The sequence below is a fragment of the Prevotella vespertina genome (assembly GCF_009728485.1).
Taxonomy (GTDB): domain Bacteria; phylum Bacteroidota; class Bacteroidia; order Bacteroidales; family Bacteroidaceae; genus Prevotella; species Prevotella vespertina.
Genome location: NZ_VVIQ01000001.1, coordinates 123,210 through 144,314, shown reverse-complemented (window position 1 = coordinate 144,314; position 21,105 = coordinate 123,210). Strand labels below are relative to the sequence as shown.

The 21,105-nt window shown below is 39.4% G+C and carries 13 protein-coding genes; 8 read left to right on the top strand and 5 right to left on the bottom strand.

The features are described 5' to 3' along the window. Window positions 1–83 precede the first annotated feature (83 nt). The 5 genes from F0475_RS00520 to rplM all read right to left on the bottom strand — a co-directional run bounded on the left by F0475_RS00520 (window position 84) and on the right by rplM (window position 3,869). On the bottom strand, window positions 84–701 hold the full coding sequence (locus F0475_RS00520; RefSeq protein WP_155714932.1) for a fumarylacetoacetate hydrolase family protein: 618 nt from the start codon (window positions 699–701) through the stop codon (window positions 84–86). A 150-nt stretch (window positions 702–851) separates the two neighbouring features. Beyond that, on the bottom strand, window positions 852–1,850 hold the full coding sequence (gene tsf, locus F0475_RS00515) for a translation elongation factor Ts (RefSeq protein WP_009435503.1): 999 nt from the start codon (window positions 1,848–1,850) through the stop codon (window positions 852–854). A 119-nt stretch (window positions 1,851–1,969) separates the two neighbouring features. Further along, window positions 1,970–2,785, bottom strand: coding sequence for a 30S ribosomal protein S2 (gene rpsB / locus F0475_RS00510; RefSeq protein WP_155714931.1), 816 nt, complete (start codon window positions 2,783–2,785; stop codon window positions 1,970–1,972). A gap of 221 nt (window positions 2,786–3,006) precedes the next feature. Beyond that, window positions 3,007–3,393 carry a 30S ribosomal protein S9 gene (gene rpsI / locus F0475_RS00505; RefSeq protein ID WP_009435516.1) on the bottom strand — a complete coding sequence of 129 codons (387 nt, stop codon included), beginning with the start codon at window positions 3,391–3,393 and terminating at the stop codon, window positions 3,007–3,009. Window positions 3,394–3,404: 11 nt separating this feature from the next. Then, on the bottom strand, window positions 3,405–3,869 hold the full coding sequence (rplM, locus tag F0475_RS00500) for a 50S ribosomal protein L13 (protein WP_009435477.1): 465 nt from the start codon (window positions 3,867–3,869) through the stop codon (window positions 3,405–3,407). A 1,883-nt stretch (window positions 3,870–5,752) separates the two neighbouring features. Between rplM and F0475_RS00495 the strand changes: the two genes are divergently transcribed. The 8 genes from F0475_RS00495 (at window position 5,753) to F0475_RS00460 (ending at window position 20,992) form a co-directional block, all read left to right on the top strand. Then, window positions 5,753–6,844 carry a lactonase family protein gene (locus F0475_RS00495; RefSeq protein WP_155714930.1) on the top strand — a complete coding sequence of 364 codons (1,092 nt, stop codon included), beginning with the start codon at window positions 5,753–5,755 and terminating at the stop codon, window positions 6,842–6,844. Window positions 6,845–7,399: 555 nt separating this feature from the next. Further along, entirely contained in the window at window positions 7,400–7,579 is a 180-nt protein-coding gene (locus F0475_RS00490; protein ID WP_155714929.1) for a hypothetical protein, read from the top strand. 36 nt (window positions 7,580–7,615) lie between these two features. Further along, on the top strand, window positions 7,616–10,021 hold the full coding sequence (locus F0475_RS00485; protein ID WP_155714928.1) for a hypothetical protein: 2,406 nt from the start codon (window positions 7,616–7,618) through the stop codon (window positions 10,019–10,021). A gap of 203 nt (window positions 10,022–10,224) precedes the next feature. Continuing rightward, entirely contained in the window at window positions 10,225–12,855 is a 2,631-nt protein-coding gene (locus tag F0475_RS00480; RefSeq protein WP_155714927.1) for a substrate-binding domain-containing protein, read from the top strand. 274 nt (window positions 12,856–13,129) lie between these two features. Next, entirely contained in the window at window positions 13,130–16,231 is a 3,102-nt protein-coding gene (locus F0475_RS00475) for a SusC/RagA family TonB-linked outer membrane protein (protein ID WP_155714926.1), read from the top strand. A 23-nt stretch (window positions 16,232–16,254) separates the two neighbouring features. Then, window positions 16,255–17,988 carry a RagB/SusD family nutrient uptake outer membrane protein gene (locus F0475_RS00470; protein WP_155714925.1) on the top strand — a complete coding sequence of 578 codons (1,734 nt, stop codon included), beginning with the start codon at window positions 16,255–16,257 and terminating at the stop codon, window positions 17,986–17,988. A gap of 3 nt (window positions 17,989–17,991) precedes the next feature. Further along, the gene (locus F0475_RS00465; RefSeq protein WP_155714924.1) at window positions 17,992–19,380 is read left to right on the top strand and encodes a DUF4960 domain-containing protein; all 1,389 of its coding nucleotides are present in this window, start codon (window positions 17,992–17,994) and stop codon (window positions 19,378–19,380) included. Between the two features lie 16 nt (window positions 19,381–19,396). Beyond that, window positions 19,397–20,992 carry a glycoside hydrolase family 32 protein gene (locus tag F0475_RS00460; RefSeq protein WP_155714923.1) on the top strand — a complete coding sequence of 532 codons (1,596 nt, stop codon included), beginning with the start codon at window positions 19,397–19,399 and terminating at the stop codon, window positions 20,990–20,992. The last annotated feature ends 113 nt before the right edge of the window (window positions 20,993–21,105 follow it).

The following is a 21,105-nucleotide window of genomic DNA, read 5'->3' as shown; positions in this document are numbered from 1 at the left end:
TAATTCTTTTTGATGATTGTAGGGGACTTGTTATAAGTTACTCAATCCTTATGCTTTGTTTTGATAAATAGCTTTTATACCTTTTACTTACAATGAAGATCCAGTACTTTACGTTCTTCTATATATCCTTCAAGTCGGTCGTTGATATGTACAGGGAATCCACTAGTAGGACAACCAGTATAAATAAGGTCTCCAGTCTTTAGTGTGAAAAACCGACTAATATAGCTTATGATTTCATCCACCTTATAGATCATATCGTTCGTACATCCTTCTTGCTTTGTTTCCCCATTGACATCAAGGTGAAAGCGAAGACGTTGAATATCCAAGAACTTATCTTTTGAAACCCATTCGCCTAGTGCAGCAGCTCCATCGAAACTCTTACTCATATCCCAAGGAAGTCCCTGCTGGCTCAGTTTCCTTAGTAAGTCACGTGCCGTAAAGTCGATACCCACTGTTACAGCATCATAATATCGAGAGGCAAAACGCTCGGATATAGACTTACCTAAACGGCAAACTCTTACAACGATTTCAGCTTCATATTCTATAGTTCCTAACTCATCTGGAATGAAGAAAGGCTTCCTATCTTTCAATAGAGAAGAGTCTGCTTTAGTAAAGATAACAGGATCATCTTGTTTCAATAACGGCTCATTTAGTGCTTTATTGTATCCGACATAATTCATGCCGACAGCAAATATCTTCATATCTTATCTTGCTTATCTCATCTACAACCATTAATTCCATCAATATGGACTGTCATGATTCTGATGAGCTAGTAATCTAAAAAAGAGTTGCAGGAGCCTGATGGCTTTCCTACAACTCCTTGCTTATTTTGCTTTAACGATATACGTTGATTAGTCTGCAGAGAGTGTGAAACGCTTGTAAGCAACGATCTTCAAATCCTTACCTTGAGCCTTAAGCCACTCGCCAACGCTCTGCTTATCACCATCACCAAATTGGAACTCTTGATCAACCAAGCAGTTCTCTTTGAAGAACTTGTTCAAACGACCTTTAGCAATGTTTTGAATCATTCCCTCGTTGAGGTTAGCGGCTTTCTCTGCACCAACAGTCTTGCGAATCTCGATAGCCTTGTCAGCCTCCTCACGAGTCAACCAACCCTTGTTGATGTTTGACTCGATGTGATCATCACTATCAACCAAGTTTGCGTTGATACCAGCCTTCTTAATAGCTGCTACAACAGCCTTTTCAACCTGCTCTTCCTTTGTCTTCTCAACAGCCACCTTGAACTCTTCATCCTTTACAGATTGTGGTACAGAAGCTTCATCCAAAGCAACTGGTTTCATTGCTGCTACTTGCATCGCAATCTTGTGACCAGCGTCCTCGTTATTCTCATTGAGCTGAACCATAGTGGCAAGGGTATGCTTATTCATGTGATCATAAACAGATACATTCTCACCCTCTAGGAAGTTATAACCATCAAGCTCCATCTTCTCGCCAGTTACACCAGAGCGCTGTTGAACAGCAGTAGCTACATCTTCTCCGTTAGCAAGCTTTAATGCCTTAACCTCATCGAGGCTCTGGCACTTGTTTGCCACAGCAGCATCCAAAATCTCTTGAACCAATGCAATGAAGTCCTTACCATTAGCCACGAAGTCGGTCTCGCACTTAACAGCAATCATAGCAGAAAAGCCATCAACCTGCTTTACAAGCACACAACCATTAGATGTCTCACGATCAGAACGCTTAGCCGCAATTGCTAAACCACGCTCACGAAGCAATTCTTTTGCTTTGTCGAAGTCGCCTTCAGCCTCTGTGAGAGCCTTCTTTACATCTGCTAAACCTGCGCCAGTCATAGCGCGGAGCTTCTTGATATCTTCAATAGATACAGCCATTTTTGTTTTTCCTTTCTAATATTATTAAATAATGCGGGCGTTGATGAGAGATGATGAACCTATATATCAAAAGATATAAGAGTTCATTAGCACTCACCAGCGCCCACTATGTTTTATTTTTACTCAGCAACTGGTGCTTCGTTCTCAGCCTTTGGAGCTTCCTCTGTTTTACGAGCAGAACGCTTTGGCTTAGCTTCTGGTGCTACTTCAGACTGCTCTGCATTAGCCTTCTCATCAGCCTTTTCAGCCTTACGCTCTGTAAGACCTTCTGCAATAGCCTCACAGCAAGCACCAAGGATTGCTGCTACTGAATCCTTTGCATCATCGTTTGCTGGAATAACATAATCGATGTTCTTAGGATCAGAGTTAGTATCAACAATACCGAATACAGGAATACCCAAGCGATTAGCCTCCTTAACGGCAATGTGCTCTTTCATTACATCTACAACGAAGAGTGCAGATGGCAAGCGAGTCAAGTCAGCGATAGAACCAAGGTTCTTCTCGAGCTTTGCACGCTGGCGAGAGATTTGGAGCAATTCACGCTTAGAGAGGTTAGAGAATGTTCCGTCGTTCATCAACTTGTCGATGTTCGTCATTTTCTTAACTGCCTTACGGATTGTAGGGAAGTTGGTCAGCATACCACCGGCCCAACGTTCATTAACGTATGGCATATTAACAGATGCAGCTTTCTCAGCTACAACTTCCTTAGCTTGTTTTTTAGTAGCGACAAACAAAATCTTCTTTCCACTCTTAGCAATGCCCTTGAGTGCTTCTGCGGCTTCATCAACTTTAGCCACAGTCTTGTGAAGATCGATGATGTGGATACCATTGCGCTCCATGAAGATATAAGGCGCCATTGCTGGATTCCACTTACGACGGAGGTGGCCAAAGTGGCATCCTGCCTCCAATAACTGGTCAAAATTTGTTCTTGACATGTTGTTTTGTTTTACTTGTTTACTTTCTTTTTAATTCTTTCTTGACGAATAAGCTTCGTCAGGCTTGTTAGAATCAATCAATGAGTAGTCCCCCGATAAAGGAATCTCATTAATTTAGATACTAAACTCTTTTTCTTTGATCTTCGACCTTTTATGTCTTTAATACGAACATACTAAATGTACATATAAATTCTCAAGATTATAAAGACCAAAGAAAAATATTAACGCTTACTGAACTGGAAGTGAGCACGAGCCTTTGGCTGACCTGGCTTCTTACGCTCAACTGAGCGACTATCACGAGTCAAGAAACCTTGAGCTTTCAATGCCTTCTTATCTTCTGCGTTAACCTTTACCAATGCACGCGCAATAGCAAGACGCAATGCCTGGCTCTGACCTGTAAAGCCACCACCATCGAGGTTAGCCTTAATGTCATACTGACCCTCTACACCGAGCAACTGCAGTGGTTGTTTAACCACGTATTGCAGGATAGCTGATGGGAAGAATTCAGTTAAATCTTTCTTGTTAATTGTGATCTTACCGGTGCCCTCTGAGAGGTAAACACGAGCGACTGCACTCTTACGGCGACCAATTGCATTAATTACTTCCATCTTTCTCCTTATTATTTATACTGGTTAATATCAATTGCCTTTGGCTTCTGTGCCTCGAGACCGTTGAGCTCTGTACCGTCGATAACATAAAGGTTATCCAGCAAATGACGACCTAGAGGACCCTTTGGTAACATACCCTTTACGGCGTGACGAATCATCTTGTCAATACCATTCTTGCGAGCACGAAGCTGTGCAGGAGTATTGAAACGCTGACCACCTGGGTAACCAGTATAACGTGTGTAAACCTTATCAGTCTCCTTCTTACCAGAGAATACAACCTTAGCCGCATTGATAATGATTACATTGTCACCACAATCTACGTGTGGAGTGAAAGTTGGCTTGTACTTTCCGCGAAGTAACTTAGCTACTTTAGAGCAAAGGCGACCTACAATCTGATCGCTCGCGTCAATAACGACCCACTCTTTCTTAGCTGTTTCCTTATTAACGGAAATAGTCTTGTAACTTAAAGTGTCCATTTTAAAAAATTAATAATTTTACTACTAAAAAACGTTTTCTATTTCACGAATATGCTTTGCCTAACCATGTCGCCCGGCCAAAGACAACACTATTAACATGATTCGTATGGGGCTCTAAGAGTACCCCTATAATAATCGGACTGCAAAGGTAATTGTTTTCTACCTTATATATATGATTTTCTATAATCATTCTGTGTTATTTACGATTATTTAACCAATCGCCCTCTCCTTATCCTTACCCAATAATAAAAAGTACTCTTGTTATAATGAAAACAGGGCAAAGAGGGTTTCTTAGTGCAATAAGGATAAGTTTTTTAGTGTAAAGGAATGGTTTAGCACAAAAAGGAATGGTTTTTAGAGCTAAAGATATAGCGTTTTGAGGGAGGCGGGTTATAGTTTTTGGAGGATAGAATGTATTTGTTTCATGAAGGGTGTGCGAGTTCTCTATTAGAAGGATATTGAAAATCGTGTAAAAATAAGAAGATTCATGGGCGTGATTTCTTTACAATATGAATATTCTTGGCAAGTCTTTTACACCGTTTTGCACACTAACAGAAGGGGTAATGTGAGGTTATAAAACCCTCTCCAGGGGGTATTTTTTTTTTCTCTCTCTGAGGCTTCTAATCTTCAAAAAAGCCCGATTTCATCGAGATGGAGATAAGTAGACAAGTGAAAAGAAGCCTCCCCCAACCCCTCCGAAAGGAGGGGAGCTTCCTTTCTGCTATTTTTAGATGATGTCAGCGAGGGGTTCTCTGCACTCTCCCCTTTTCGGGGGAGTTGGAGGGGCTGGAGGCTTTCCCCGTTACAGCGTTACACGTTACACGTTACATTTTTGCTTATGGAGTTTTCGTAGGGGAGGCAGGAAGGGTATAGTTTATTATTATATATAATATATATATTATATATAATAATAATTTTATTTATATTTTAATTTATAATTTATTTACCTTAAAAAACTACATTTTATTACTCTTTGTTTTATTATGCTTTTTTTGCCCTTAAATTCCACAATTTTTACCCCCTTATTAACGTGTGAGATATAAAAATGTAACGTGTAACGTGTAACGGTGTAACAAAAGGAAGTGAAAGGAGGCCTCCCCAAGAAGCCTCCGAAAGGAGAGAAAGCCTCCCCCGACCCCTCCGAAAGGAGGGGAGTCCCATTCGCTCAGGGGAGGATAAGCAAGGAGAGTATTGCAAATCTTCATCCAATAGGGCTCCCCTCCTTTCGGAGGGGTTTGGGGAGGCTTCTTGGGGAGGCTTTTCTCCACTCGTTAAATGCGAAAATCGTGTTAGCGTATTATGTTGATTATTAGTTAGTTATCGGTGTTTGTGTCATTTTGTTGAGTACTAACACCTCCTCGTTACCCTCATTTTCTTGCTTCCTTCTTCGATTCTTCGTATCTTTGCATTGATGATTAAAAACCATTGACCTGTAACTTGTTAAACGAAAAATCTAGCGTTATGATTACTAAGATAATCCAAAAAATAAAATTCCAAAATCAATTTAATGATTCTCTCGAGTTAGCGAATTTGCTAGTCGACGAATTGTTCGTAAAGGTGCTCTGTGCTTTCTCTTGCCTCTTGCGATACTCCGTGTATAAAGGCGAACTTTTTAATGCTGGATTAAAGAAATCTGCATTGAAGTGCTGGAATCCGTTTCGACGGAAGGTGCTGAACGAACAGATTTGTCCTGAACCATTTAAACCCTTTTTAATAAAGTTCCATTCATTTTTTTTAAAATCTGCGCCATGAAGTCAAAAAAGTAAAAAAGCCGAATCTTTCTAGAACTTTTCCTTACTTTTGCAGGCGTTTGGAGATCCCTGTATGGCATTGCTTAATAGCGTTCTCTGAATAACAAACAAACACCTATAAACATTTATTCAATGAAAACAAAAGCTATTTTATTGGGACTTACATTGGCTCTTATCCCTGGTCTGAATAGAGCTGAAAACGGCATTAAGATGGTTGTTGGTACTTATACTGACGCAGGAAGTAAGGGTTTATATTCCTTCTCTTTTGATGATTCTAATGGCTCTGCAAAGGAACTCAGCTCGTTAAAAGTCGATAATCCTTCTTATTTCACCTTTAGCAAGAATGGGCGTTTTATTTATGCTGTAAGCGAGAAAAACAATGCCACAGCAGCACTTAATGCCATCAGCTTTGACCCTGTGAAGGGCGACTTAGGATTGATGAACTCTCAACTGACGCATGGTGCTGACCCCTGTTATGTTGATACTGATGGAAAGATTGCGCTCACGGCAAATTATTCGAGTGGTACAATTTCTGTATTTCCTATCCTGAAAAATGGCACGTTGGATAAGTCACTTCTTATGGTAAGTAGTAAAAAAGGCGGACCTAACAAGACGCGTCAGAATACGCCTCATGCTCATTGTGCTATCTTTGCCCCTGATGGTTATATTCTTTCAACAGACTTTAGTGGGGATCGGATTCTTAGCTTCTATTATGATAAGGATAAGAAAAAACTTGAAGATCACGGCATAGCCGCCCATCTGAAAGCTGGTTCTGGACCTCGTCATATCACCTTCTCGCCCAATGGTAAATATGCTTATCTTATGAGCGAATTGTCAGGGAAAGTGACGGTGTTCACTTATGAAGAAGGAAAGTTGAAGGAAGTCCAAACGCTAGTGGCTGATGACGCACGTGCGCAAGGAGGTGCAGATATTCATGTCAGCCCTGATGGTAAATTTGTTTATGCTAGTACACGCCTAAAAGGTGATGGAATCACGATTTTCCGTGTGAATGGCAATGGAACGCTAACGCGGGTAGGCAAACAATCAACGGGCAAACATCCCCGTAATTTTGCCATCACGCCCAATGGTAAATTCCTCCTTGTGGCTTGTCGTGATGCTAATAAAATTCAAGTTTTTTCACGAGACAAGGAAACGGGTATGCTCAAGAATACGAACCAGGATATCCATCTGAGTCATCCTGTTTGTGTAAGATTCTATAATTAAAATTTTACTAACATTTCCCTGAGCTCGGGGGAGGAAGTGTTAGTTCTTATATTCAAGGTAGAGGCAAGGCGAACTCGTCTGTCCCTACCTTCTTTCTTTTTATTGTCCCTACCTTCTTTCTTTTATTGACAATATTTCCTTTCTTTTTATTGTCAATACTTCATACAATTACTTCTCTTTCCTCTCAACCTTTAATATAAATCTTAAACGCTCAAAGCCCCACAAATTTCAGCAATATAACCTTGTTTCAAAGTATAGACAAATATTTACATTTTAAGTCTTATTCACTTATAACGAATCAAGAGGAATGATCTTCATTATAGTTAAAATATTAAAATTGTTCTCGTTAACACATTGTTATTGTGCGATTTATAGTTAACTTTGCATCCGTTTTGGAAGGCTATTTTTTAAGAGTGTAAAGCCACTATTGTTTTGTTCACGACAATTAACTTCGATAATTTTAGATTGTATAACAAATTATAAACCATAATTTTTGGAGTTCAACGCCCTCAGTAATATTAAGGTGAGGAAACTCCGTTTAGTGATTATTTTGATATGAAGAAGAAAGATTATGTAAAGCCTAACGCACAGGTGTTGAGCCTTTACACAGACGAGTTTATGGAGGGTGGCTTCCATACAGGTAGTACTATGAAGGGTAGCTTGGATGCTGGCTATGATGGTGGTGACGCAGATTCAAGTAACTCTAATGGCATCGAGAATGATCAAGAGCCTTAAAATTAAGAAAAGTAATAACAAATAAATAAACCATACATGAAACGATTAATTTATTCATGCATTGCTGTTTGCGCATTGATTTTTACAAGTTGTGCAGACCAGGATGTTACAGAAAACATTAATGGTAGTGAGAACAAACCTGGAGTTACTGTCTCAATGTCTTTGGAAGGTAATATGCAGGGGAATCAAACAGCACCTGTAAGCCGTGCAAATACCAATATTGGTTATAAAACAGATGAGAGTACTGGCTTCCCTACACCTGTAGGCTTGTTCGATGCTGTTGGTAATGATGGTAAGGAAATTGCTGAAGGTACAAAGGTTCCTGTTGTTCTTATTTTTAGAAGTACTGATAATAGTCAGCCTATAACAAAGGTAGAGACAAAGTGGACCTATCATAAGGGTGGTGATTTGACATTGGAACCCAGTGAGACGTTCAACATGGAAGCAAGTACCGACCTCACAAAGGGTACATGGTATGTATGTGGTATTCTTGGTGGTGAGTTCCTCAAAGGTCAGAATCAAGTAAAAATCAATCCTTTCTCAGAAGGACATGTCGCTAAGGTGAATAACCAAGAAGTAACATGGGGTGCTAACATCCCTTACATCTTTGGCTGGCGTGAGTTGGTTGCTAAGAGTAAGACAACTTTCAAGGCGAAGGATAACAAACCTGTTCGTTTTAAGCAGTTCGGTACTATCGTACGTTTAAAGGTGACGAACAAGACTGGTTTCAACTTTAAGTATAATGGTGTACGTATCATCACAAGTAATATTCTTTGTGGTCAGTTTGACCTCAAGGCTTTTGATGATAAGACACTTGTACCTACGCTTAAAGATACAAAGGACGGAGATGTTGAAACTCCTACATCAGAAGATTACAAGAATGTTTTCAAGCCTTTCAAGTTCTATCAGCGCCCAACAACTGATAATGCTATCGTTAATACGCTCTCTACAAGAAATAGATATCGCATTAAGGGTGACTTTATAGCAAATTATGCTGAAGAGAAAGCTAATGACGCAAAGAATGATAACGATTTAACTAAGAAATTGAATACTGCACTTACCTATTATGACCATACTTTCCTAAAAGATGCAACGGGAAACAACTTCGATAATGTGCCAAATAATGACGTAGCACCAAGTTATATCTATGTGTGGATGGCACCACAGACACAAGCTGTGAAGTTGTATAATGATAATGCGGAATCTTCAACAAGTACTAATTACACCGTAAATCGTGTCGCTAAGACACAGTTCTTGTTGATGGCTATACCAACAGAAACGAGTACAAGTTCTCCTGTTATACCTACCTCAATTAATATGATACCAGCTTATGGTACACGTGCTGACTATGTGTCAGGCGTTAATTATTCAGCTCGTGGTAGTGTTGTTTATAAATTCCCTCCATTGAGCTATATTGCAAAGCACGATAACTTTGGTACTGATGCTGAATTGTCGGTTGATAACGATTATAATGTGGCTAATACAAAACGCTATACTTACCAAGAATACGTTGTAAACACAGAGAAGATAACCGACAAACTGGCTTCTATACCATCTGGATATATGTTTGCAGGTAATGAATATTGGCGTAGTATCATTGCACAATACTATGGTTTTGCTGGCTTCCGTAATGCTGGCACAAGCTATAAGTATTCTGTCGGCTTTGTTTCTCCTGCTAAATTACCGGGTTGGAGTACCACTAAACTTGTTTTCCATTCCTATTCTAAGGGTGTGAAAGATAGTAACGGCAAACTTATTGCCTATATGATTGGTATGTCGAAAAAGCCCGATTACATTACCAATAGCGTAGAAGGTCAGGTTTATATGGGGCATGTAACAACTCCTACACAGCGAGTTAGCGCAGGACTTGATGGCGATCCAACATGGATAGACAATAATAACTATCGCTATACCATACGTTATGAAGATGTGAATGGGTCAGCTGTACTCACTCAACGTTACCTTGGTCCACGCTTTGTACTTGATATGGATGATATCGATACAGAAGACTTTTGGGCTGACCCAAGCAATGGTACTACCTATCCAGCCGATACTAAGCGTATATTCCCATACGCAGGAGTGAATAGTTCTACCTCTGTTGGTAATCAAACTTTCTGGTTTTACGAGACATCAACATTAGGAAAGGGAACACAATATTGGACTCCTGACAATACAACAGATAATGGAAGATATACTCCACAGAACTCTGATCGCACAGGAGCAATGCTTGGATTGGGTGGCGTTCGACCTAAACAGGCTGTTGCTTTCATGGGTTCGCAGGGCGGAGACCAGACTTGTGGCTTCTTCCAACACTATCTTTATATAAACGTTCCAACAACTGGTAATGTAGCCCAAGGCGCAAAAGATGATCCACGATTTAAACTAAACTTCATTATGAGCGCTCCTGTACGTCTTTGGAAGACAACTCCATACGCTGACTAATACAGAAATATTATATGATAAAGGTATCGGCAATGTCCTTCAAAGGATGTTGTCGATATTTTTTTGTGTGTAAGGCTATTTATTTGAAGTACTGGTTTCTATGAAAGACGAATAAATGAATAACATTTGCGTATATAGAAGAAAGGGTGTATCTTTGTAAATTTTTGTACCTCTATAATATAATGTTTAAGATCTGAATTTATATGAGACAATACATTTGGATGATTCTTCTTGCCCTTCTTCTCACTAATTGCACAGATAATAATGGGAAGAAATATGTTATTGGTGTTTCACAATGTTCGGGAGATATATGGCGCGATAAGCTCAACAACGAACTTGTGATGAGTACCTATCAGCATGATAATGTGACACTGAAATTTGCTTCAGCTAATGATAATGACAGGTTACAGAAACAACAGATTGAACAGTTTATAAAGGAAGGGGTCAACCTTCTTATTGTTTCTCCCAATCAAATTCATACGATTTCATCGGTCATCGATAAAGCATACGATGCAGGAATTCCTGTTATCCTCTTCGATCGTAAGACCGATTCAAGAAAGTATACAGCCTTTATAGGGGCTGATAACTATGAGGCAGGACACGAAATAGGCTATTTCATCGGTCAGCAGTTAGAGGGTAAAGGGAATATTGCAGAGATTTGTGGATTACAAGCATCGTCTCCTGCTATCGAACGAAACAGAGGTTTTATGGATGCTTTGAAGAATTATCCTGATATAAAGGTCGTGGCTCGTGGGTATGGAGACTGGATAAAAGAAAGTGGTGTCACGGCTATGGATAGTATACTTGTGCAGTCTAAGGAGCCTTTCCAATATGTCTTTGCACAAAATGACCGCATGGCTTTAGGTGCTTTGCAATCTATAAAGAAGCATAAGGTTAAGGGAATAAAAATAGTTGGAATAGATGCTCTTCCTGTTTCAGGAGGAGGTATGGAGAATGTTCGTGATGGTAATTTAGAAGCTTCTTATATCTATCCTACCCGAGGCGATTCGGTTATGCAACTCGCGTTGAATATCCTTGAGAAGAAGCCTTATAAGCGTGACAACTATCTAAAAGGTGCATTGGTAACAAAGGCAAACGCTAATGTTTTACTTATGCAAAATGAAGAGATGAACAAGCAGACCGCCCGTCTCAATGCACTTCATGGGAAGGTAGATACTTATTTGGTGCAATATAATCATCAAAAGATGTATATTGTGCTTTTTAGCATAATCCTTCTCTTGCTGATAGGTATTATGGTTTATATCTATCGGACCATCCTTATGAAGCGAAGAATAGAGGAAGAAGCCAACAAAGCAAAACTTCAGTTTTTTACAAATATAAGTCATGAATTGCGTACACCACTTACGTTGATAGCTGATCCTGTGAACTATATCATCCATGATGATAACCTTAATTCACAACAACGAAGTATGCTTCAGATAGTACAACGTAATGTGCTTGTCCTGACACAATTGGTCAGTGAGATCCTTGACTTCCGTAAGGTGCAGAATGGTAAGATGGAACTACGCCTCTCCGACTTTAATCTTGCGGAAAGTATGAAACAATGGATTAAGCTTTTCAGTGTCTCTGCACAGAAGAAGCATATTGCCATTAGTATGGATGCCCCTGATACAATCATGCTCAGAGCAGATCAAGATAAGATAGAGCGAATCTGTTATAATCTTCTTAGTAATGCCTTAAAATATACGTCTGAAGGTGGAGAAATCTCTCTGACAGCTAAAGAAGAGAATGGGCGTGTTATGATTAGTGTGGCAGATAATGGTTGTGGTATTTCAAGTGATGAACTTCCTTATATTTTTGATCGTTTCTATCAAGCAAAGAATGCAGGACGTGGTACGGGTATTGGGTTGGCTATTGTGAAAGCTTTCACAGAATTGCATCACGGAGAAGTAAGTGCTACAAGTATAGAGGGAAAAGGAAGTACCTTTACTATTCATATTCCTGTTAGACAGAAAGGAGAGGTAACTAACCAGCCTACAGAGAAAATAGAACAATTGGTTGAGCCATCATCCGCAGAAGAAGTTCCGAATCAAGCTCGTCATATAGATGAACTTATACAGCCTTATCAAACAGATAAACCAGAGGTGTTAATCATTGATGATAATATCGATATTCGCACTTATCTAAGGTCGGTACTATCCGAAAAGTATAATGTGAGTGAAGCCGCCGATGGAAAAGTCGGTTTGGAACTTGCACGGAAAATAGTTCCAGATATAGTGTTGTCGGACATTATGATGCCTGTCATGGACGGATTAGCATTTTGTCAACAGCTGAAAACGGATAAAGCTATCAGTCATATACCTGTCATTTTACTAACAGCACGTAGTCTTGATGAGCAACGCGCTGAGGGGTATGAGCATGGCGCAGATGCTTATTTGTCCAAACCATTCTCACTTCGTCTACTCCTTTCACGTATTGACAATCTCATAGAAAGTAGGAAAAAGTTGAATCAAACATGGTCAAAAGGTGTTGAGGACGATGAAATCGGTAATATTTCGAATGAAATTGATAAATCTTTCCTTAAGCAATTGCGAAAGATAATACAAGAAAACCTTGCAAATAGTGACTTAAGTGTAGAGCAGATTGGCGATGAAATCGGACTTTCTCGTGTACAACTTTATCGGAAAGTAAAGGCTCTTACGGGCTATTCTCCTGTAGAAATTGTACGTAAAGCTCGTCTCACTCGTGCCCGTCATCTCCTTCAAACGACTGAGCGCACGGTGTCTGAAGTGGCTTATGCTGTAGGCTTCTCTACGCCCAGTTATTTCTCAAAATGCTATAAAGACGAGTTTGGGGAGAATCCCAAGAAGTGATGATAGGATTATGAAAACCGTTTAAAATAAGTGATATAGGCACTTGTGGGTGTGTAAATCTCCTGTAAGGTGAGGTGTTGAACACTTAAGAAAATGAACGATTTGTCAGATTCGTGAGAATAGACAAATCGTTCATTTATTATTAATATCTTTGTTATGTAACATTTATTACATTCGGAGAACGATTATTATTGGAAAAGGATATCACCATTTCTTATCTTTGCGCCATAAAACCAAAAGAATATTATTTAGTATTACTAACTATCAGAAAGTCATGAAACAATTATTGCGAGTAATCATGAGTCTGTTACTTCTGATGTATTGTGCTGGAGTTATGGCACAAACAGCAGATGTTAGCGGTAAAGTGATTGACGAACAGGGGGAACCTGTTATTGGTGCATCGGTGGTACAGAAAGGTACATCAAATGGTACTGTCACCGATATTGATGGTAATTTCACCTTTAAGGCTCCACAAAGTGCTACACTTGTAGTCTCCTATGTAGGCTATAAAAGTGTAGAAGTAAAGGCTGGTGTCGGAATAAAGGTACAGCTACAAACAAATGCGAGTGAACTAAACGAAGTCGTTGTTACGGGTTATACAACCCAACGCAAAGCAGATCTTACAGGAGCTGTTTCGGTTGTAAGTGTAGATGAATTAGCAAAGCAGAATGAGAACAATCCAATGAAGGCGCTACAAGGTAGGGTTCCTGGTATGAATATCTCTGCAGATGGTTCACCTTCAGGATCTGCTACAGTGCGTATTCGTGGTATTGGAACTCTGAATAATAACGATCCTCTTTATATTATAGATGGCGTACCGACTAAGGCTGGTATGCATGAGTTAAATGGTAGTGATATAGAAAGTATCCAAGTTTTGAAAGATGCTTCTTCTGCTTCTATCTATGGTAGCCGTGCAGCTAATGGTGTTATCATTATTACTACAAAGAAAGGTAAGGAGGGAAGAGTAAACGTAGATATTGACGCTTCTATTGCGGCGTCAATGTATGCCCATAAGATGAAAGTTCTTAATGCGAAGCAGTATGGACAGGTAATGTGGCAAGCTTATGTTAACGATGGTATGGATCCAAATACTAATGGTTTAGGGTATCGTTACGACTGGAGTTACGACGTACAAGGAAATCCTGTGTTGAATGGCATTAGCATGCGTAAGTATCTTGATGGTGCAGGAACAACACCTGCTGCTGATACAGACTGGTTTGATAAGACGACACGTACAGGTGTTGTTCAGAACTATAATGTAGCGGTAAGTAGCGGTTCAGATCGTCATTCGTCTTATTTCTCATTAGGTTATTATAAGAACTTAGGTATCATTAAGACATCTGATTTTGATCGTTATTCAGCTCGTATGAATACTGAATATAAGTTGATAAAAGATGTTTTGACCGTTGGAGAGCATTTTACGTTAAGTCGTACGTCAGAGGTTCAAGCACCTGGCGGGTTCCTTGAGAATGTTCTTCAGTTTAATCCTTCACTCCCTGTTTACACAGAGAACGGAACTTATGCGGGTCCAGTCGGTGGTTATCCTGATCGTGAGAACCCAGTTGCACGTCTGTATCGTAACAGTGATAATCGTTATGTTTATTGGCGTACTTTTGGTGATGCATACATAAATCTTCACCTTTTCAAGGGATTTAATTTGCGCTCAACCTTTGGATTGGATTATGCTCAGAAGCAGCAGAGATTCTTTACTTACCCTATAACAGAAGGAACGGTTGCTAATTCAAAGAATGCTGTTGAGGCAAAACAAGAACATTGGACAAAGTGGATGTGGAATGCTGTTGCAACTTATAATTTGCAAGCTGGTTTACACCGTGTAGATGCTATGGCAGGTATTGAGTTGAATCGTGAAGATGACAACTACTTCTCAGGTTATAAAGAAGACTTCCTGATTCTTAATCCTACCTACATGTGGCCTGATGCTGGTACTGGTACTGCACAAGCCTATGGTGGAGGAAGTGGATACTCTTTGGTGTCTTATTTCGGAAAATTGAATTATAATTATGCTGACAAGTATTTAGCTTCATTCACCCTTCGTTATGATGGCTCATCACGATTTGGTAAGAACAATCGTTATGCCACATTCCCTTCTGTCTCTTTGGGATGGCGCATTAATCAAGAGAAGTTCTTAAAGAGTGCACAATGGTTGAATGATTTAAAACTTAGAGCATCGTGGGGAGCAACTGGTAATCAGGAGATTTCTAACATCGCGCGTTACACCATATATGTTAGTAACTATGGAGTAAATGAAAATGGTGGTCAGAGTTATGGTACATCATATGATATAGCAGGTACTAATGGTGGTCGTCAATTGCCAAGTGGATTTAAACGTGACCAACTCGGTAACAATGACATCAAATGGGAAACGACCTATCAGACTAATCTTGGTCTGGACTTCTCTATGTTCAACTCTTCATTATATGGAAGTTTTGACTGGTATTATAAAAAGACTAAGGATATTCTCGTACAGATGGCTGGTATCGCTGCTATGGGAGAAGGTAGCACACAGTGGATCAATGCTGGTGCTATGGAGAATCGTGGTGTAGAACTCAACTTGGGTTATCGCAAGACAACCAATGGTGGTTTTCATTATGACATAGCAGGTAACTTTAGTACTTATCGTAATAAGATAACAGCTTTGCCAGCAACAGTTGCTGCCAATGGTACCTTTGGTGGTAATGGTGTGAAGAGTGTTATTGGTCATCCTATGGGTGCACAAGTTGGCTATGTTGCTGATGGCATCTTTAAGAGCCAAGATGAAATAGATAATCATGCGAAACAGGATGGTGCAAAACTTGGACGTATACGTTGGAAAGACTTGGATGGCAATAACGTCATTACAGAAGCAGACCAAGACTGGATTTATAATCCAACTCCAGACTTCTCTTATGGCCTAAATGTGTATCTTGAATATAAAAACTTTGATTTCACAATGTTCTGGCAAGGTGTACAAGGTGTAGATATTATCTCTGATTTAAAGAAGCAGACTGATATTTGGGCTGGTTTAAATATTGGTTTCCTAAATAAGGGTCAACGCTTGTTAGATGCATGGAGTAGTACTAACCCAAGTAGTAATATTCCTGCGCTCTCACTATCAGATAATAATAATGAGAAGCGTGTTTCTACTTATTGGGTGGAGAATGGTTCATACTTAAAACTACGTACTATTCAGTTAGGATATAATTTGCCAAAGAGTATGACGAACCGGCTTGCAATGCAGCGTTTACGTTTCTACCTCAGTGCGCAGAACTTATTAACTATACATAGTAAGAGTTTTACCGGTGTTGATCCAGAGAATCCAAACTATGGTTACCCAATTCCACTCAATATCACATTCGGTATAAACGTTACATTCTAACAATTATCATCTGACTATATAATATGAAAAAAATAATATATTCAGCACTTGTGCTCGCTACCCTTAGTATGACAAGTTGTTCAGACTTCTTGGATGAACATACTCCACAGGCAACACTAAGTGATGAGCAAGTAAAGGAGGCTAATCATGTTGATGAACTCGTAACATCAGCTTATGCCATATTTATTTCAGCAGAAGATATCAATTCTTCGTTTTCAATGTGGAATTATGATGTCCGCAGTGATGATGCCTATAAAGGCGGTAATGGAACAAGTGATGGAGATGTGTTCCATCAACTTGAAATAGAACAAGGAGTCTTGACCACAAACTGGAATATCAGCGATATGTGGCAAAGATTATACAATTGTATATCACGTGCCAACACGGCAATAGCTCTTCTTGAACAAGTCAATAGTACTGTCTACCCTCGAAAGGATGAACGTTTGGCTGAGATGAAGTTCCTGCGTGCATATGGACACTTTTTGTTAAAGCGTTTGTATAAGAATATACCTTTTGTTGTAGACCCTAATCTTAAGTCAGAGCAATATAACATGCTTTCTAATCGTGAATATACGAATGATCAAGGTTGGCAAGTTATTATTGATGACTTGATGGAATCTTACAATAACCTTCCTGTTCATCAAGCAGACAAGGGACGACCAACAAAAGCATCAGCTGCAGCTTTCCTTACGAAGGTGTATATGTATAAGGCTTATCATCAAGATAATGAGAACACGAATGAAGTTACAAGTATATCAAAAGACGATCTTTTGAAAGCTGTTCAGTTTAGTGATCCATCTATTTATGCTGCTGGAGGCTATGGCTTAGAGAGTGATTTCCATAATAACTTTAGACCAGAACCACAGTTCGAGAATGGAAAGGAAAGTCTTTGGGCAATGCAATATTCTATCAATGATGGAACTAAGAATGGTAATCTCAACTGGAGTTATGGACTGATTGTTCCAAATATTCCTGGTGTAACAGATGGAGGATGTGATTTTTATAAGCCAAGTCAAAATCTTGTTAATGCTTATCGTACAGATGCTAATGGACATCCATATATCGGTACATTTAACAATCAAGACTATAATAAAGCAACAGATTATGCTGACCCACGCTTATTCCTTACCATTGGTATTCCTGGTTTGCCTTATGAATTTAACTCTAAGTTCATGATGGATAGGACTGCTACATGGAGTAGAAGTAATGGATTGTATGGCTATTATGTAACTTTAAAGCAGAATGTAGACCCAGAAAGTCCTTATCTGAAGAAAGGTGCATGGTGGGGTACATCAGAGAATCGTATTGTCTTCCGTTATGCTGATGTTCTGCTTGAGCGTGCAGAAGCTTTGATTCAATTAAACGATGGTCGTATTAACGAAGCAATCAATATCATCAATCAAATCCGTAATCGTGCTAAACAAAGTACAAGTGCTATCAGCAATTATCAGAGTGATTATGGTGTGAGAATGAATGTTATGCCATATACTGGAACCTACAGTCAGGTAGAGGCGCTTGATATTGTTAAAATGGAGCGTCGTATAGAGATGGGTATGGAATCTGAAAGATTCTTTGACCTTGTAAGATGGGGAGAGGCAGAACGCATACTCAACAAGTATTATGCAGAAGAAGCTAATGACTGTTCTATCTATAGTAGTGCTCACTTCACTAAAAATAAGAATGAGTATTTGCCTATTCCATATGCACAAATAGCTGCTTCAAACGGACATTATAAACAAAATATTGGTCAGTGGTAAAGTATGAAAACAAATATAACAACAATATTCATTGCGCTTATTGCTTTCTTTGCATTAGGTAGCTGCAGCGACGAGAATAATATTTCTGATCTGCAATTAAACGGATTATGTTCAGTCGATTCTATCGTATTGGATAATTATAAAGGTGTCGTAGATCAGGCTTCACGTACAATCACTGTGCGTGTCCCTGAGACTTACGATGTTACAAATATGACCGTTAGCACACTTAAGGTAAGTGCTGGCGCCATCTGTAATTTCAAAGAGGGTGACAAACTTAATATGCTTACGGCTCAGGTGCTCAGTGTTAAGAATGGTGACGTCTTCCTTGATTGGACTATCAATGTGTTGAGAGATGAGGCAAAGATTACTTCTTTTAAGATTAATGGAACATATAATGGTGTTATTGATGAAGCGAATAAGACAATTTCTGTCTATGTGCCAAATACGCTTGACCTCCATTCTCTAATCCCTACAATAGGTTTGAGTACAAATGCGACGGTTAGTCCATCTAATGGTATTGCAACGGACTTCTCTAATCCTGTTACATTCACAGTTACCAATAATACTGCTTCTGCAATATATACTGTAAAAGTAACAGCTATTGGTAAGCCTACTGCAGTCTTTGTTAGCTTGCCTGCTTCGATGAATGAACTCAATTCAGAGGAATTAACTGCTTGTAAGTGGATGCTTCAGAATATTCCAAATTCATTATATGCATCATTTACTGATATTAAGAATGGCACAGTAGATCTTAGCGAGTGTAAAGTGATATGGTGGCATTATCATAAGGATGGAGGAGTAGATGGAAAAGAAGCTTTCGAAAGAAGTGCGCCTGAGGCTGTCAATGCAGCAGTTGCCTTAAGAGACTATTATAATAATGGTGGTTCTTTCCTCTTCACTCGATATGCAACAAACATGCCAGCTGAGATTGGCGCAGTAGCAAACAATGCTGCTCCAAATAATTGTTGGGGGCAGAACGAAGCTGATGCTGAGAAAGTAAGTGGTCCTTGGAACTTCTTTATTCAAGGGCATACGAGTCATCCTCTTTTCCAAAATCTTATAATGAAGAGTGGTGAGCCTAATTCTATTTATACGTGTGATGCAAATTACCGTATCACCAATTCAACTGCTCAGTGGCATATTGGTACCGATTGGGGTGGATATGATAACTTAAATAAATGGCGTACAGAGACTGGAGCACAAGATTTGGCTTATGGTGGTGATGGTGCTGTCGTTGCATGGGAATTCCCTGCAACTGGAACAAAGGGCAAGATTCTCTGTATTGGCTCTGGATGTTATGACTGGTACAGTATTGATGACGTTCCTGCTTACTACCACAATAACATTGCTAAGATGACACAGAACGCATTCAACTATCTAATGAATCATTAAATAAAGTATAATTGATATGAGAACTATGATATATTCTCTCGCTCTCATCGCATCTTTATCAGCCTCACTAATGAGCTGTAGCGATGATAAGACCATGATAGAGGAAAAAGATTGGAATACAACAACTTATTTCAAGTCTACAGATGAAATGGGGCAAGCTACCTTTTATAAGCCAACTGTTGGATTTGTTGGAGACCCAATGCCTTTCTTTGATCCTAAAACAAAGAATTTTAAAGTTATGTATTTACAGGACTTTCGTCCTAATCAGGCGGGTACTTATCATCCTATCTGGGCTGTAGAAACATCAGATGGAGCCAACTACCAATCACTTGGAGAGTTGATTCATTGTGGTGGTATCAATGAGCAGGATGCGGCACTGGGTACAGGTTCTACCGTTTATAATGATGCTGACGGATTATATTATACCTTCTATACAGGTCATAGATATCAAACAAATTCTACTAATAATGGTGAGATGGTGATGATGGCAACATCATCCGACTTCAAAACATGGACTAAGAATCGTGTTTTCCGCTTGAAAGGTGATGATTACGGATATAGTAAAGATGACTTCCGTGACCCCTTTGTCTTCAAAGGTGACGATAATAAATGGCACATGCTTGTTTCTACTCTAAAGGGAAGTAAAGGTCATTTGGCTGAGTTTACATCAGATGATCTTAAGACGTGGACCCATGCCGGAACGTTTATGACCATGATGTGGGACCGATTCTATGAATGTCCTGATGTGTTCAAGATGGGTGATTGGTGGTATCTTGTTTATAGTGAAAAGCATTCAGCTATCCGTCGTGTGCAGTATTTCAAAGGTAAGACTCTTAATGAACTCAAGGCTTGTACACAGAATGATGCTGGTTTATGGCCTGATGGACATGAGGGATTCTTAGATAGTCGTGGTTTCTATGCAGGTAAAACTGCGAGTGATGGTCAGAATCGCTATATTTGGGGATGGTGTCCAACACGTCCAGGCAAGGATAATGCTGCTGTTGGTGCTGCTCCTAATGAACCTGAGTGGGCTGGCAACCTTGTTGTCCACCGTCTCATACAACACGCTGATGGTAGTCTTACCTTAGGAGAAGTAAAAGGGATTAGCGATAAATACGGCAAAAAACAAGAAGTAAAGGTTATGGCAAAGAGTGATAATGGTGTTGAGAATGTAACTGATGGCTATAAGCTTTCTGGTGATTCTTACCTACTTTTCAATCGTCTTGGCTATCACAATAAAATTTCCTTCACGATAACAACTTCTAATAACTGGGATAAGTTTGGTGTTTCATTCGTACGTGGCACAGATTCTGAGAAGTATTATTCTTTGGTGGTAAATCCTGAAAATGAACAGACACGTAAGATAAACTTTGAGGAAGAAGGTTCTGCGGGTCGTGGTTTCATAAATGGTATTGATGGCTACAACTTCGCTCGACCAACCGACAATGTCTATCATGTCACTATCTATACGGACAATAGTATAGCCGTAATGTATATTAATGATGTATGTTGCTATACCAATCGTATTTACGAAGTACAGAAGAACTGTTGGAGTATCAATAATTATGGAGGTAATATCACCATCAGTAATCTCACTGTAAGTCAGTATTAAGAATTTAAACCCTTTCTTCACTAAAGATAGAATAAAAGAGATAGTCGTTCATTCTGTGAGAAATTGCTTGTTATCGCAAATAATATCATTGAATGGGCGACTACTCTTTCTAA

Bases quoted from the DNA above. Each gene is read 5' to 3' on its own strand.
- F0475_RS00470 (WP_155714925.1), top strand. From the start codon at position 16,255: ATGAAAAAAATAATATATTCAGCACTTGTGCTCGCTACCCTTAGTATG.
- F0475_RS00520 (WP_155714932.1), bottom strand. From the start codon at position 701: ATGAAGATATTTGCTGTCGGCATGAATTATGTCGGATACAATAAAGCA.
- rpsI (WP_009435516.1), bottom strand. From the start codon at position 3,393: ATGGAAGTAATTAATGCAATTGGTCGCCGTAAGAGTGCAGTCGCTCGT.
- F0475_RS00475 (WP_155714926.1), top strand. From the start codon at position 13,130: ATGAAACAATTATTGCGAGTAATCATGAGTCTGTTACTTCTGATGTAT.
- F0475_RS00495 (WP_155714930.1), top strand. From the start codon at position 5,753: ATGAAAACAAAAGCTATTTTATTGGGACTTACATTGGCTCTTATCCCT.
- tsf (WP_009435503.1), bottom strand. From the start codon at position 1,850: ATGGCTGTATCTATTGAAGATATCAAGAAGCTCCGCGCTATGACTGGC.
- rplM (WP_009435477.1), bottom strand. From the start codon at position 3,869: ATGGACACTTTAAGTTACAAGACTATTTCCGTTAATAAGGAAACAGCT.
- rpsB (WP_155714931.1), bottom strand. From the start codon at position 2,785: ATGTCAAGAACAAATTTTGACCAGTTATTGGAGGCAGGATGCCACTTT.
- F0475_RS00485 (WP_155714928.1), top strand. From the start codon at position 7,616: ATGAAACGATTAATTTATTCATGCATTGCTGTTTGCGCATTGATTTTT.
- F0475_RS00465 (WP_155714924.1), top strand. From the start codon at position 17,992: ATGAAAACAAATATAACAACAATATTCATTGCGCTTATTGCTTTCTTT.
- F0475_RS00490 (WP_155714929.1), top strand. From the start codon at position 7,400: ATGAAGAAGAAAGATTATGTAAAGCCTAACGCACAGGTGTTGAGCCTT.
- F0475_RS00460 (WP_155714923.1), top strand. From the start codon at position 19,397: ATGAGAACTATGATATATTCTCTCGCTCTCATCGCATCTTTATCAGCC.
- F0475_RS00480 (WP_155714927.1), top strand. From the start codon at position 10,225: ATGAGACAATACATTTGGATGATTCTTCTTGCCCTTCTTCTCACTAAT.